Consider the following 13,704-nt stretch of genomic DNA (forward strand, 5'->3'; position numbering starts at 1 on the left):
GGGAGAGGCTGGGGAATACCATGCAGCCATTCTCCCCGCGTTTCCAACGTCTTACCAGAAGCTTACTTGGCCCCAGCCAGCAACTTCTCGAACGCGGCCTTGGCCTTGCCGGTTTGCGGCACCGCCTTGGCGGCATCTAGGTTTGTGGGCGTGCCGACCACGACCACGCCAACCATACCCATGCCATAGTGCGGCTTGCAGCGATACCCGTAGACACCCGGCTTGTCGAAGGTGACGGTAAGCGTCTCATTGGGCTTGCCGGTAAAGGCCGGGGCGCCATCGGGCAGCATGCCGGGGATGCTTTCCACATTGTGTCCGGCATCGATGGACTGGAAGGTCACCTTGTCGCCCGGCGCGATCTTCACCAGCGCCGGCTCGAACACAAACATGCCGTCGGCACCCTTGTTCAACATCTTGACGACATGCTCGGCGCCGAAGGCCGGGCCGGCCAAGGTCATCAGGGCCACCAGCGCCAGGGGAAGGGAACGCATCTATACTCTCCATCATGAGATGAGGCGGTGCCGGATCCATCATCCAGCCCCGCCCCTTCCCTACGACGGCTGATTTGCTGCGTCTTTGCGCTGGCGCAATGATTTGGTGCCGGTGAATTACCCCAGTAGCGCGTCGATGGCGGCCCGCAGGGCCCGCAGACGCTCCCGGTCCTTATCCTTCAGGGCCGCCGGCCGCAAGGAGCGCAGATTGCTAACCAGCCGTTCCACGGAGGCCAGATTCACGCCCGGCGCGGTGATGCCGGTGGATGGCTTGCCCTCCAGCACCTCCGGCACGGCGTCCTGCGCCTTGGCGGCACGGATGGTGCGGATGCTGAGCGTGCCGCTGCGGGCCGACTGGATCAGCCGTTCCCGCACCGCTGGTTCATCCACCCGCGACAGTTCCACCAGCACATTGCGCGACAGGCCCAGTTCTGACGTCAGAACCCCTTCCAGGATATCATCGGGCAGGCTGAGAATGCGCAGGGTGGCGCTGATCTCGCCCTTGGTCTTGCCCAAAGCTTCCGCCGCCTGGTTCTGGCTCCAGCCCTTGCCATCGATCAGGCGCTTCAGGCCGCGCGCCTCCTCCACCGGCGTCAGGTCAACGCGCTGCAGGTTCTCGATCAGCGCCAGCACCTCGGGGTCACCAGTGTGCTCGATGGCCAGGATGACACCCCAACCCAGACGCTGGGCCGCCCGCCAGCGGCGTTCACCCGCCACCACGATCCAGTGCCCGCGATCATCGGGGTTGCGGCGGACCAGGATGGGCTGCAACTGCCCCTGCTCCGCCATGCTGGCGGCCAAGCCGTCCAGCTCCTCCTCCGAGAACAGCTTGCGCGGCTGTTCCGGATCGGGGGCGATGTGGTCGACCGGCAATTCGATGCTGTGGTGAAAGCGGCTGTCGCGCGACATCACCAACTCGCCCGAGGCCTCGCCGATCATGGCGGATGCCGCGCCGAGGATGGGGGAGGGTCGTTTCTTCACCGTCATGGCGCTCAGGCCTCGCTCTCAACAGGAATCAAGTCGATATCCGCGCGGGCCAACGGCCGGCCGGCGATGATGCAGTCAGCCAGCTTACGATAAACCGCCGTTGCGGACGAGGTGGGCGACGCCTCCAGCGCGATGCGGCCGTTGCGGGCGGCGTGGCCGAACACGGCGCTGTCTGGCACCGCCTCCAGCACCGGCACCTTTTCCCCCAGCGCCGTCACCAAATGGGCCAGCACCTCCCGATCCACCGACTTCCGGCGGCCGAACTGCGTGGGCAGGATGCCAGACAGGCGCAGGCCCGGGTTCAGGCGGCGCTGCACTTTATGGATGGTGTTGAGGATCAGGCCCACACCCATGGTGTCATAGGGCTCGGTCCGGACGGGGATCAGCACCTCCTGCGCCGCGGCCAAGGCCATCCAGGTCAGCATGCCGAGGTTGGGCGGCGCATCGATGACGATGAAGTCATAGCCGGCGCGCACCGTATCCACCGCCTCACGCAGGGCGGCATCGAATCCGGGTTCGCGGCGGCCATCGGTTTCCGACAGTTCGATGTGGCTGGCGGCCAGGTCAAAGGGCAGGGGTACCGCCGTCTCCACCATGCCGGGCTTCAGGATGGCATCGGCCATGGCCCGATTCTGCAGGATGACATGGGCCATGGTGCGGCCCTGGCGGTAAACCTCCACCGCCGCGTCGGCCAGCAGCGCCACGGTGGCGGTCGCCTGCGGGTCCATGTCGATCAACAGCACCCGGCTGCCGGACTGGCCCAGGGCATAGGCCAAGTTCAGGGCACTGGTGGTCTTACCCACGCCGCCCTTCTGATTGGCAAGGACAAAGACCTTGGCGTTGCGCGGCTTGTGGGAGGCGATCTGTTCCAGCTCCGCCGCCACGTCGTCGGGGATGGGCTCCTTGCCGTTTTCCCAGCGGCTGATCTTGGGCTTGTCGTAGGAGCGGGACAGCCGCTGGTTCAGCATATCCTTCAGGTCGCCTTGGCTTTGCCGCAGCATTTGGCGCAACTCGCGCATCCGGTCGCCGTTCATCGCCCCATCCTTCGCGTTCCAGCCGGTTCTGACGTCAGAACCTGCCAGCGCCACCATCAAGTGTCAACGCCAACGTTGATGGTTGATAGTTGATGCTCCGCTATGAGGCCATTCAAAAAAGGGGACATCGTCAGACTCTTTCCAGATTCCTCTTGTTCTTGTTCGCGCCCAAAAAATCGTTCCAGATCATATGGTTAACGGATATTTCCATGCGCTTTCTCCCGAGTCTCGATGTGCTTTGTCGCCGCTCTCCATGCGTTTTATCCGGTGTCCTTGTGCGGGTTCTCGTCATCGGCTTGTTTTCATGCGTTTTTTCGCCATGGGCCGCGATGGGCGTGTAGGGGGGAATGTCCACGGGGCGACAAACCCTTTCTATGCGTTTTCTCACCATGCCTACCGAGTCGTTCCCATGCGTTTTCTCGTCACACCGCAGGGGCTCACGGAAGTGCAAAAATATTCGTTTAATATCAATTGGTTAAACGGGCATTTTTCGGACTAGCCGATGGCTCTCTATGTGTTTTCTCGCCAAGACCTAAAGGTCGTTTCAGTGTGCTTTCTCGCCAGCGGCCGGCGGGGGCGGAGTCGTCAGGGCTGGGGTGCCGATTCCAGGGGAACGGGGGCTGTCTCTATGCGTTTTTTCGCCACCCAAATCGGCGACGCGCCTTTCCATATGTGTTTTCTCGCCAGTTTGACGGGCCCGTCGCCGCGTTTCTATGTGTTCTGTCGCCACCTCCCGGGGCGTGGTTGACTCTATGTGGTGCTGCTGGTCGACTGCACAGCATGAGCAGGATCGCAGCAAAACCGCCCGCGAGGCGCCCGGAGGCGACAGGTGACCCCTTTCGCCTGGACACGGATCCCACCGTGCCCAAGCCTCGTGGCACCATCGAGATCATCGAGACCGGTGGCGGCCTGACCTTGTCCGACAAGAAGCTGTTCAATGTCATCCTGGCGCACAGTTGGGACAAGCTGGCGGATGCCACCGCGGCGCTGCCCCCTTTCCGCGCCTCCACCGCCGACCTGAAGCGGGCCATCGGGGAAGAGACGGAGCATAGCAACGCCCGCCTGAAAAGCTGTTTCGACCGGCTCATGTCCGTGCGGGTGGAGTTCCCCTACCTCAGTGCGGATGGGGAACTGAAGGAGGGTGGCGCCCCCTTGCTGAGCTTCCGCGCCCTGCCCAAGGGCAAGGGGTACGCGGAATGGTCTTTCCCGGCGGAACTTCGCCCCGCCTTGGCGGAACCGTCCGCCTGGGCGCGTATCCACCTCGCGGTGTGCACCAGCTTCAGTTCCAAGTACGCCTTGGCGCTGTATGAGCTGCTGAGTGTGCGGGTCAACCTGCGCGAGCCGGACTGGGAGGTGGATATCGACACCTTCCGCCAGTTGTTGAGCGTCAAGAACACATCGGCCAACAAGAACTTCGGCATCTTGCAGCGCGAGGTGTTGGAACGCGCGGTGCGCGAAGTCAACGAACTGTCAGCCATCGAGTGCAGCTACACCCCCATCCGCTCGCCCTCGCGTGGTCGTCCGGTGGTGGCGTTGCGCTTCACCATCCGGAAGAAGGAACGGGCGGCGCTGACCTCCGCCGCACGGGCCACCGAATTCGCCATCGATCCCGTGGGGCCGGTGGGCAAGGGCGGCTTCGCCGCAGGCGCCCGCGACGCCGACACCGTGGATTTGGAGGATGGCAAGACGGATCGCGACCGGCCCGTTTCCGTCCTGGGACTGAAGCGCCGCGTCAGCGACACGGCGGTGGAGCAGCTGCGCGCCGAATATCCAGGCATCGATATCGAAATGGCGCTGGACCGCTGGGCCGGCTGGGCATCGGGCCAGACGGGCAAGATTCGCAATGCTGATCTGGCCTTTGCCGGCTTTGTGCGCAAGCTGGCGGGGGAGGCGTCCCCCATCGTGGTGGCCGCTCCGCCTCCGGCGTTGGCGTCGCGCGTTCCGAACCAGGGGCTGATCGATCGCCTGGCCGCCGAGCCGCTGGACGTTCGCACCCGCCTTTACAAAAGGGCCCGTGAATTGGGGGCTCCGGAGGTACGCGCCGCCGCCGCCGCCAGCAATATCCACAAATGGGTGGAATGGGTGGCGGAAGAGGCTGCCCTTACCCTGCGGTAAAGCCATCGTCCGGTTCTGACGTCAGAACCGCCTTAATGATCCGGCACTTTCCCTAACGTGAATGTGCTCGAATCAGCGACTTAAGATCCGCCAGGACGCAAGTGAAAAAGGCGATGGCTTGCGTGTGTTCGCGACTCGGACGAGGTGTCCCTGGATTTATGAACAGACATCATGATGGCAAGCAGGCCATCACGGCTAATTCCCTACCCCGTCCTTGATTAAGTGTAGCGCCTGATCAAGGCGCGCCTCCCAGCCCCGTGTCAGCGGGAGGCCGGTGGCGTCCTGGTCGTTTCATATCGGTACACTGTCGAGGTCGATCAGGAATGCTGGCCCAAGCCCCCGTTGACGCCCATGGTTTGAACGCCCGCCCAGCGTCATGGGGGGCGGTTTTCGCGATGTCACTCGCCGCTTTCGCGCTTGTCGCGTCCGAATTCATGCCTGTCAGCTTGTTGACGCCGATCGCGGCGGATCTGGGTATCACCGAAGGGCAGGCGGGGCAGGCCATCTCCGTTTCCGGCGCCTTCGCCGTCCTGACCAGCCTGTCCATTTCGCGGTTGGCCGGGGGACATGACCGCCGGGCGCTGTTGCTGGCGCTGACAGGCCTCATGATCGTGTCCAGCGCCATCGTGGCATTGGCCCCCAATTATTTGATTTTCATGGTCGGCCGGGCGTTGATCGGCGTGACCATCGGCGGATTCTGGTCCATGTCGGCCGCGACGGCCATGCGCCTGGTGCCGGACGGGCTCGTGCCCCGGGCCCTGGCCATCTTTAATGGGGGCAATGCCCTGGCCACGGTTGTCGCGGCCCCGCTGGGCAGTTTCCTGGGCGGCCTGATCGGTTGGCGGGGCGCCTTCTTCTGCGTCGTGCCGGTCGCGGCCGTCGTCCTGGTCTGGAAGCTCGTGAGCCTGCCGTCCATGCGGGCGACGGAATCGTTGAGTCACCGCAATCCCTTCGTGCTGCTGCGCCGGCCTGTGGTGGCGCTGGGCATGGCGGCTGTCAGCCTGTTCTTCATGGGGCAGTTTTCCCTATTCACCTACCTGCGGCCCTTCCTCGAAACGACTGGGCATGGGGATGTATCCGGCCTGTCGCTCATGCTGCTGGCCATGGGGATCAGCGGCTTCGTCGGAACCATCCTCATTGGGACCTTTCTCAAGAGGGGGCTCTACCGGACGCTGGTCGTCATTCCGGCGGCGATGGCGGCCATCGCCCTGGCCCTCGTCATTGCCCACGGGAGCGTCCCCGTTACCGTCCTGCTTCTCAGCGTCTGGGGGCTGGTGGCCACCGCGGCGCCGGTGGGCTGGTGGACCTGGATATCCCGTACCATGCCGGAAAACGCCGAGGTCGGCGGCGGTCTGATGGTCGCGGTGGTGCAACTGGCGATCACCTTGGGCGCCACGCTTGGCGGCGCGTTGTTCGATGCGGGGGGCTACCGGCCGACGTTCAGTGCCAGCGCGGCCTTGCTGATCTCCGCCGTCTGCGTGGCTCTCCTGACAGCGCGCGCCGACCGTGGCCGACCGACATAGCCGATGGCTCACCCGCGGTGCCGCAGGGCGTCCACCAGGGCCACGAAGGCGGGCGAGGACTGCCGGCGGCTGGGATAATAGAGGTGATACCCTTCCCAGTAGGGTGACCATTTTTGCAAGACGCGAACCAGCCGCCCATCCGCGACGTGGGGCAGGATGATTTCCTCCGGGATGTAGGCCAAGCCGAAGCCGTCCAGGGCCGCTTCCAGGCAGTTGAATATGTTATTGAAAATCAGGGTCCCGTCGACACGAACCCGCATTCCCTGCCCGTCTTCCTCGAATTCCCAGGCATACAGGGTCCCCGACCCTTGGAGCCTGAAATTGATGCAGGCGTGGCCCACCAGATCTTTGGGGTGCCGCGGTTCCGGATTGGCGGCGAAGTACGACGGCGCCCCCACCACGGCCAGGCAGAAGTCCGGGCCGATCCGGGCGGCGATCATATCCTTCGCCACATCCCCGCCCATGCGCACGCCGGCGTCGAACCGTTCGGTGACGATGTCGCTGAGACCGTTGTCGAGGACCAGTTCGATCTTGATGTCGGGATAGCGGGGCAGGAACTGGCGTAATTTGGGCCAGAGGACATGCTTGATGGCGTGGTCCGACGCGACGATGCGAATGTTGCCGGCCGGCTTGTCCCGCAGCGCGTTCAGCGCGTCGACCTGCGCCTCGATCTCATCGAAATGGGGGCCGATACCCTCCAACAGTCGTTCGCCCGCTTCCGTCGGGACGACCGCCCGGGTGGTGCGCGACAGCAGCCGCACCCCCAGCCTGGCCTCCAGGAGGCGGATGGCATGGCTGAGGGCTGACTGGCTGACGCCCAGCTGCGCCGCGGCGCGCGTGAAACTGCGCTCCCGCGCGACGGCCACGAAGACCATCAGGTCATTGACGTTCTCGCGCGGCATCGCCCGGCATCCTTCTGTCATGGGTTGACCATAGCCGCGTGGCTTACGTCGGACACGACGCACGCGCCCCCACCGGCATGCCGATGGGGGCGATTACGGTGACTCTGGTAAGGGAGGACGCGACGCCGCCTTGATAGGGCGTCAGGTCGCCAAGTGTTGGCTGAAGAACGATTGAAGTTTGTCGAAGGGGATGAGGGTCGCGCGGTCGTAAAGGTCGACATGCCCCGCCCTCGGGATGATCAGCAGTTCCTTGGGCTCCGCCGCGCGTTGATAGGCGTCTTCGCTGAACTCGCGAGAATGCGCGATCTCCCCGGTGATGAACAACAACGGGCGGGGGGAAATCGTCTCGATGTCGTTGAAGGGGTAGAAATTCATGAACTTGACGTTGCTGGTCAGCGTGGGATGCGTCGTCAGCAACGGTGACTGCCCGTCGGGCGTGAACTCTCCTCGACGCGTGCGATAAAAATCGTAGAACTCGCGCTCAACCGGTGTCGAGGTCGCGGTCAGCGCATGGACCGTGCCGCTGGTGTATTGGATTTCGCCACCGGTGAATTCGACATGGCGCTGCTCGGCCGCCGCCGCGATGATCTGCTTGCGCTGCTCCAGGTTCAGCCCACGGCGCAGGCCGTTCCGGTTGGCGGCTCCCATATCGTACATGCTAACCGTCGCGATGGCTTTGAGGCGCGGATCGATTTTGGCGGCGCTGATGACAAAGCTGCCGCTGCCGCAAATGCCGATGGCGCCGATGCGCGCGCGGTCGACGTGGGGCTGGGTCCCCAGGAAATCCACCGCGGCGCTGAAATCCTCGGCATAGATGTCGGGGGACACGGCGTTGCGTGGCGAGCCCTCGCTCGCGCCCCAGAACGACAGGTCCAGGGATAGGGTCACGAAGCCGCGTTCCGCCATCTTGGTGGCGTAAAGATTGGCGCTCTGTTCCTTGACCGCGCCCATGGGGTGTCCCACCACGATGGCCGGTGTCCGCACCGTCGCGTTCAGGGTCTTGGGCGTGAACAGATTTCCCGCCACCCTCATGGCATATTGGTTTTTGAAGGTGACGGGCCGAACCGTCACCAGGTCGCTGGTGTAGAAGTTGTCGGCGCCGTTCGACATGTCTTGTGCCTTGGCGGGCTGCCGGTCGACGCCGGCCATGAATCCCATCGCGGCTGGGCCGGCGCCTGCCAGCTTCAGCACATCCCGCCGCGCCAGGCCCGTCGTGCTCTCCTGGTCGTCACCGCGCTCCGCGGTATCGATATGCGTGGTCATCTTCGATACTCCCCTGTGGTCCGGGGAAATGTGGCTTCCGCCGCCGCCATGCATTAGACGCCCTCACTTGCTTGAGATGATGAGGGTGGCTCATCAGTCGGAACGGTCTGATAAAGGCCAGCGGGTTTGGCGGCCCCTTGCTTGATGCAGTTTCCGGGATGGCGGGAGGGCGCTGCGCGCCGGTTCACGCCCGTGGGCCCGGAGCCGGGGAAGGGGGTCGGCGGCCGCCGACCCCTCATGGCGCAGTCCCGAAAAAAAGCCGGGCTTAGACCCGCAGCAGGGTTTTGATGGCGCGTCGCGCGTCCATGGACCGATAGCCCTCGGCGACGTCCGCGATGGGCAATTCCTGGTCGAAGACTTTGCCGGGATTGATCTTGCGCTGAAGCACCAGCTCGATCAGCCGGGGCAGGAAACGCCGGACGGGGGCCGGCCCACCCAGCATGCCGGTCTGTGAGAAGAACAGGGACTGGCCGTCCAGTTCCACGCCATGCGGCACGCCGACATAGCCGATCATGGCGCCGGGGCGGGCGCATTGGATGGCTTGGCGCATGGATTCCTGCGTGCCGACGCATTCCAGCACGCCGTCCACGCCAATACCCCGGGTCAGTTCCTTGATGCGGGCCACGCCGGCCTCGGCACGTTCCGACACGATATCGGTGGCGCCGTAATCCAGGGCCAGGTCCTGGCGGGCCTTGTGACGGCTCATGATGATGATCCGCTCGGCGCCCATCTGCTTGGCCGCCAGGACCCCCATCAGGCCCACCGCACCATCACCCACCACCGCCACCGTGGCGCCCGGCCTGACATTGGCGGCATAGGCGGCGTACCACCCCGTGCCCAGCACGTCCGACGCCGCCAGCAGGCTGGGGATCAGGTCGTCGGGCGGCATTTCCGCCAGCGGCACGAGGGTGCCGTCCGCCAGGGGCACCCGGGCAAACGGGGCCTGGGCACCGCTCATGAACTCCCGCTGCTCGCAAGAGGAGGGGAAGCCGAAGCGGCAGTGGGGGCAAGTGTTGTCCGAGATGCAGAAGGACCCGACAACGAACTGCCCAGGGCGAACGGTGCGGACGTCGGCACCGACCTCCACCAGCACGCCGCAATATTCATGGCCCATGGCGGCGGGGCCGCTGGTCGGTTGCAGTCCGCGGTATGGCCAAAGGTCCGACCCACAGATGCAAGTGGCCGCCAGTTTGATGATGGCGTCGGTCGGCTTGAGGATTTGCGGGTCGGCGACGGGCTCATAGCGCACGTCACCAGCGCCATGCAGAATGGTGGCCAGCATCTCGGAACTCCTCGGTTTGGGCTTGTCAGGGCTTTGGGGGCGTCACATCGCCGACTGACTCAAGACAGTCGGTCGATATGCAGGGGGAATGTGCCGCGCGTCAGCAGGGGGGCGATGCCATCCTCAAGCCGACCCAGCCGAATCAATCCCGTCGAATAGCGATATCCAGCATGGAAGAAGGCCAGGTTGCCCCAGGGCGCGTAATAGCAAAGATCGCCCGGCGCCTCGTTCCCGAAGGGCCGGCCGCCCTCTTCCGAGAGCTTGCGCGGCAGATAGGCGATCTTCTCGTTGGTCGAATAATCCGATATCGACAGCGCCAGCGGCAGCAGGCTGGCGAAATCCCATGCCGAGGGATTGTCCTCAAGGCTGGCGGCAAAGCTGTGGCTGCTGAAGGCGATCCTGATTTTCATGCCGCTCTCCTTTCGGCCCGTCACCCCCTCTGATCCGGCCGCCGGCTGCGGAAAGGTGATGCCGGCCGCCAGGCCGGTGATGAATCTCCGCCGGGAGGCGATGACTGGGAAGGGGTGGTGCTGAATCATCAGCTTGCTTCCTTGCCAATTCGAAGGGCTGCCACGTGGGTGACGCAGCGACCCAGGAAGAAGGCGTGGGATGTTGGCGGACAGTGGCGCTCCACCGCTTTAGGGCCACCGCTTGAGGGGGAGTGTAAGGCATCGGCCGTATTGGGATTAGACTAAGTAATCCGCTTGGATTTATCGACGCAGGCCATAAATAATCTGCCCGCGCTTACGGGCGATGGGTGACGCGGCGGCGGATGAGGGGGCGGGGATGGCGAGAGAGGATTTCAACAAGCTGCTCTGGTTCCTCGCGGTGGCGGAGGAGCGCAGTTTCACCAGGGCGGCTGCCAGGCTTGGCGTTTCGCAATCCACCCTCAGCCATACCATCAAGCAGTTGGAGACGCGCATGGGCATCCGTCTGCTGACGCGCACCACCCGCAGTGTGGCGACGACTGTGGCGGGCGAGCGGTTGCGCCAGACGTTGGCCCCACGCATTTCCGAGATCGAGGGGGAGATCGCCGCCCTCATGGAGTTCCGTGAAAAGCCGGCGGGCACGGTCCGCATAACGTTGTCCGACCATGCGCTGGAAAGTGTTGTCTGGCCCAGGCTTCGCTCTGTGATGGGCCGATATCCGGACATCCAGATCGAATTCAGCATCGATAACGGCCTGCGCAACATCGTTGAGGATGGATTCGATGCCGGCGTGCGGTTGGGTGAGAATGTCGAAAAGGATATGGTCGCTGTGCGAATCGGCCCTGACTGGCGCTTGGTCGCTGTCGCCTCGCCCGGCTATTTCGCCAACAGGCCGGTACCCCGCCACCCCGACGATCTGATCGTCCACATGTGCATCAATAGGCGCCAGGCCACCCAAGGCGGCCTTTATGCCTGGGAATTTTCCAAGGATGGCAAGGAGTTGCGGGTCCGCGTGCAGGGGCAGCTGACGTTCAACACCTCATACGCCATGGTGGATGCGGCAATGAGTGGTTACGGTATCGCCTATCTTCCCGAGGATATCGTTCGCCGGCACGTTGAGGCAGGGGAACTGCTCCTGGTGCTCGACGACTGGTCGCCGCCGTTCCCCGGCTACTTCATTTATTATCCCAGCCGGCGACAGAATCTCCCCGCTTTTCAGATCGTGGTGGAGGCGTTGCGGTATGGGGGCGTCCCTTGACCCGCTGGTCGCCATGGGTCCGAGTCCACCATCGCGGTGTCTATATCTGGTGGGTGTGACGCCTTTCCCCGGGCCTCGCGCAACCGGGGCCTGTATTGGCTGGGTCTGCTATACCTCCTCTGATAACTTAAGCATTCGCCGCGGCGGTCGCCCTATGGCATGAATTGATGCCGCTCGAAATTTATACGGGCGTTCCCGTCCGGGCGACGCGTCTGGGGAAACGGCCGTCCCTTCCCCAGTAGCCGCACCTGATTTCATCAGAAAATTTGTCATGCACTTCTTGAGAGCAGCAGATTACAGGTCTTTGTCTACAGCGGTAAAGCATCGCACACAGGCCATAGGACGAAAATTGCCCATGTCATCACATGAGATAGGGACACGATTAACCATCGTTGGGACAGCGTTATCATGTTTCCGACACACTGAAACAGAGTCAACGCCGCGGCGGATTGGGAAATTTCAAGGAATAAGAAACAACCTTATCCCTCCATATATTGAGGTCCCGTCCTTTCTGCTTATCCCATACTGACCGGGACACTCGGCCGCTAACGTCTCGTTAACACTTTGGGGTAGGCGGATTCAGGGCCTTCATTAGCAATGCGCTTAAAATACGCCTTGAAGTTACCCTCGCATCTTATTATCGTGCCCCTCAGGCTATCCGTGTGCCAGAGGTGCATTTGCGCTTTGGATATAGGGGTCAGTCGGACGGCTTAGGTCCACAAGGGACGTCGTCAGGGTTGCCTGAGGGTTTCGCCAGCGTTGCCATAAGGGAAGCGCGAAGCGGGTTTGTTTTTGCCATATCAACCACATGGCTGTGGTTGCGCCCAAAAAATGGGTGTTGTTCATCGCCGTCCATGAGGCGCCTCAAACGAGGTGCGATCGGAGGTTGTAAATGGTCTCGCCTATTACTTTTCTGGGGCCGGCCCAGATTGCCGCCCTATCCACGGCGAATATCCAGGCCCTCAGCACAGCTGACGTCGCTGCGCTTTCAACGGCCCAGATTCAGGCGCTAACCACGACCCAGGTGGCGGCCTTCCAGGCCAGCCAAATGGTTTTCAGTGTTTCGCAGCTTCAGGCGTTCAGCGACGCCGACATCTCCGTCCTGTCGACGGATGATTTTGAAGCGCTGAAATCCAACCAGGTCCAGGCTCTATCTTCCGATCAGATCCAGGCGCTGACCACCGATCAGCTGAGCGCGCTGACCACCGGTTCCGTGCAGGAATTCAGCAAGACGCAGGTCGGCTTCCTGACCACCGACCAGCTGAACGCCTTTAATACGGCGGACGCCCGGGCGCTTACGACGGCCCAGGTGGGCGGCCTGACCTCCAAGCAGATCGCGGGCATCAGCAGCGACAACCTGTCGGCGCTCAACAGCGCCCAGGTGCAGGCGCTCAGCACCGTGCAAATCCAGGGCTTGACCACCAGCCAGCTGAACGCGCTCAGCACCTCCGACATCGGTGAGTTCAGCGCCACCCAGGTCGGCGGCTTGAACACTGCCCAGATTTCCGGACTGAGCAGCGACAACCTGAACGCGCTGAGCAGCGCGCAGGTGGCGCGCCTGTCCACCGCCCAGGTCCAGTCCCTGACCACCGACCAGCTGAACAGCCTGACCTCGTCCGATCTGCGGGAGTTGAGCGCGGCTCAGGTCAGCCAGCTGACCACCTCCCAGGTCGCGTCCCTTGGCACGTCCGCCGTGGCGAATCTGACCACCGCGCAGGTGGCCGCGCTCACGACCGCGCAAGTGTCCGTTCTTAATACGGACCAGCTGAACGCCCTGTCCACGGCCGATGCCCGGGTTCTGACCTCTTCCCAGGTTTCGGCGCTGACGACCAGCCAGATCGCAGGCCTGAGCAGCGATAACCTGAACGCGCTGAGCAGCGCGCAGGTGGCGCGCCTGTCCAGCAGCCTGGTCCAGGCGCTGACCACGGATCAGCTGAACAGCCTGACGACGTCTGACGTCCGTGAGCTGAGTGCGGCCCAGGTCGGCCAGCTGACGACGGCGCAGCTGTCGACGCTCAGCACCGCCAACCTGTCGGCGCTGACCACGGCCCAGGAATCGGGCCTGACGACGGCGCAGGTTCAGTCGCTGACCACCGACCAGGTGGCGGCGCTGGGCACGGCCCAGGTGGCCGGCCTGTCCACGGCGCAGGTGAAGGTGCTGACCACCGATCAGCTGAACGCCCTGTCCACGGCGACGGTGCAGAAGCTGACCAACACGCAGGTCCAGTCCCTGACGACGGCGCAGATCGCGGGCCTGAGCAGCGATAACCTGAACGCCTTGAGCAGCAGCCAGGTCGCCAGCCTGAGCAGCGCGCAGGTCCAGTCTCTGACGACGGCGCAGCTGAACAGCCTGACGACGGCGGATGTGCGTGAGCTGACGACCGCCCAGGTCGGCCAGTTGACGACGGCGCAGGTGTCCAA

At 63.6% G+C, this 13,704-nt stretch carries 10 protein-coding genes and 2 pseudogenes; 5 read left to right on the plus strand and 7 right to left on the minus strand.

From position 1 onward, the window contains the following. Window positions 1-62: 62 nt before the first annotated feature. The 3 genes from FBZ90_RS23745 to FBZ90_RS23755 all read right to left on the minus strand — a co-directional run bounded on the left by FBZ90_RS23745 (window position 63) and on the right by FBZ90_RS23755 (window position 2,512). Window positions 63-491, minus strand: a complete 429-nt coding sequence (locus FBZ90_RS23745; protein ID WP_145735477.1) for a pseudoazurin — start codon at window positions 489-491, stop codon at window positions 63-65. Window positions 492-608: 117 nt separating this feature from the next. Then, a complete protein-coding gene (locus FBZ90_RS23750; protein ID WP_145735479.1) occupies window positions 609-1,478 on the minus strand; it encodes a ParB/RepB/Spo0J family partition protein in 870 nt (289 codons plus the stop codon). A gap of 5 nt (window positions 1,479-1,483) precedes the next feature. Next, window positions 1,484-2,512, minus strand: coding sequence for an AAA family ATPase (locus FBZ90_RS23755; RefSeq protein WP_186456014.1), 1,029 nt, complete (start codon window positions 2,510-2,512; stop codon window positions 1,484-1,486). A gap of 861 nt (window positions 2,513-3,373) precedes the next feature. On the opposite strand from FBZ90_RS23755, the gene FBZ90_RS23760 reads away from it, so the two are divergent. After that, window positions 3,374-4,627 carry a replication initiation protein gene (locus FBZ90_RS23760; protein WP_186456015.1) on the plus strand — a complete coding sequence of 418 codons (1,254 nt, stop codon included), beginning with the start codon at window positions 3,374-3,376 and terminating at the stop codon, window positions 4,625-4,627. Between the two features lie 395 nt (window positions 4,628-5,022). After that, window positions 5,023-6,150, plus strand: a complete 1,128-nt coding sequence (locus tag FBZ90_RS23765) for an MFS transporter (RefSeq protein ID WP_145735483.1) — start codon at window positions 5,023-5,025, stop codon at window positions 6,148-6,150. A gap of 8 nt (window positions 6,151-6,158) precedes the next feature. Here the strand turns inward: FBZ90_RS23765 and FBZ90_RS23770 are convergent, their stop codons facing one another. From FBZ90_RS23770 to FBZ90_RS23785, 4 genes are all read right to left on the minus strand, one after another. Further along, on the minus strand, window positions 6,159-7,052 hold the full coding sequence (locus FBZ90_RS23770) for a LysR family transcriptional regulator (protein ID WP_145735485.1): 894 nt from the start codon (window positions 7,050-7,052) through the stop codon (window positions 6,159-6,161). A gap of 141 nt (window positions 7,053-7,193) precedes the next feature. Then, window positions 7,194-8,369, minus strand: coding sequence for an alpha/beta hydrolase (locus tag FBZ90_RS23775; RefSeq protein ID WP_211102279.1), 1,176 nt, complete (start codon window positions 8,367-8,369; stop codon window positions 7,194-7,196). 211 nt (window positions 8,370-8,580) lie between these two features. Continuing rightward, entirely contained in the window at window positions 8,581-9,597 is a 1,017-nt protein-coding gene (locus FBZ90_RS23780) for a zinc-dependent alcohol dehydrogenase family protein (protein WP_145735487.1), read from the minus strand. A gap of 59 nt (window positions 9,598-9,656) precedes the next feature. Then, window positions 9,657-10,007 carry a cyclophilin-like fold protein gene (locus FBZ90_RS23785; RefSeq protein ID WP_145735488.1) on the minus strand — a complete coding sequence of 117 codons (351 nt, stop codon included), beginning with the start codon at window positions 10,005-10,007 and terminating at the stop codon, window positions 9,657-9,659. Window positions 10,008-10,383: 376 nt separating this feature from the next. On the opposite strand from FBZ90_RS23785, the gene FBZ90_RS23790 reads away from it, so the two are divergent. The 3 genes and pseudogenes from FBZ90_RS23790 to FBZ90_RS23795 form a co-directional block, all read left to right on the plus strand. Continuing rightward, entirely contained in the window at window positions 10,384-11,283 is a 900-nt protein-coding gene (locus FBZ90_RS23790; protein ID WP_145735489.1) for a LysR family transcriptional regulator, read from the plus strand. Between the two features lie 892 nt (window positions 11,284-12,175). Further along, a pseudogene (locus FBZ90_RS28885) lies at window positions 12,176-12,289 on the plus strand (hypothetical protein); the annotation flags it as partial. 42 nt (window positions 12,290-12,331) lie between these two features. Beyond that, a pseudogene (locus tag FBZ90_RS23795) lies at window positions 12,332-13,704 on the plus strand (beta strand repeat-containing protein); the annotation flags it as partial.

It is taken from the genome of Nitrospirillum pindoramense, assembly GCF_007827955.1.
GTDB classification, from domain to species: domain Bacteria; phylum Pseudomonadota; class Alphaproteobacteria; order Azospirillales; family Azospirillaceae; genus Nitrospirillum; species Nitrospirillum amazonense_B.

Excerpts from the sequence above, each read along its gene's own strand:
- FBZ90_RS23765 (WP_145735483.1), top strand. The coding sequence starts at position 5,023 with ATGTCACTCGCCGCTTTCGCGCTTGTCGCGTCCGAATTCATGCCTGTC.
- FBZ90_RS23785 (WP_145735488.1), bottom strand. The coding sequence starts at position 10,007 with ATGAAAATCAGGATCGCCTTCAGCAGCCACAGCTTTGCCGCCAGCCTT.
- FBZ90_RS23780 (WP_145735487.1), bottom strand. The coding sequence starts at position 9,597 with ATGCTGGCCACCATTCTGCATGGCGCTGGTGACGTGCGCTATGAGCCC.
- FBZ90_RS23790 (WP_145735489.1), top strand. The coding sequence starts at position 10,384 with ATGGCGAGAGAGGATTTCAACAAGCTGCTCTGGTTCCTCGCGGTGGCG.
- FBZ90_RS23770 (WP_145735485.1), bottom strand. The coding sequence starts at position 7,052 with ATGCCGCGCGAGAACGTCAATGACCTGATGGTCTTCGTGGCCGTCGCG.
- FBZ90_RS23775 (WP_211102279.1), bottom strand. The coding sequence starts at position 8,369 with ATGCATGGCGGCGGCGGAAGCCACATTTCCCCGGACCACAGGGGAGTA.
- FBZ90_RS23755 (WP_186456014.1), bottom strand. The coding sequence starts at position 2,512 with ATGAACGGCGACCGGATGCGCGAGTTGCGCCAAATGCTGCGGCAAAGC.
- FBZ90_RS23750 (WP_145735479.1), bottom strand. The coding sequence starts at position 1,478 with ATGACGGTGAAGAAACGACCCTCCCCCATCCTCGGCGCGGCATCCGCC.
- FBZ90_RS23745 (WP_145735477.1), bottom strand. The coding sequence starts at position 491 with ATGCGTTCCCTTCCCCTGGCGCTGGTGGCCCTGATGACCTTGGCCGGC.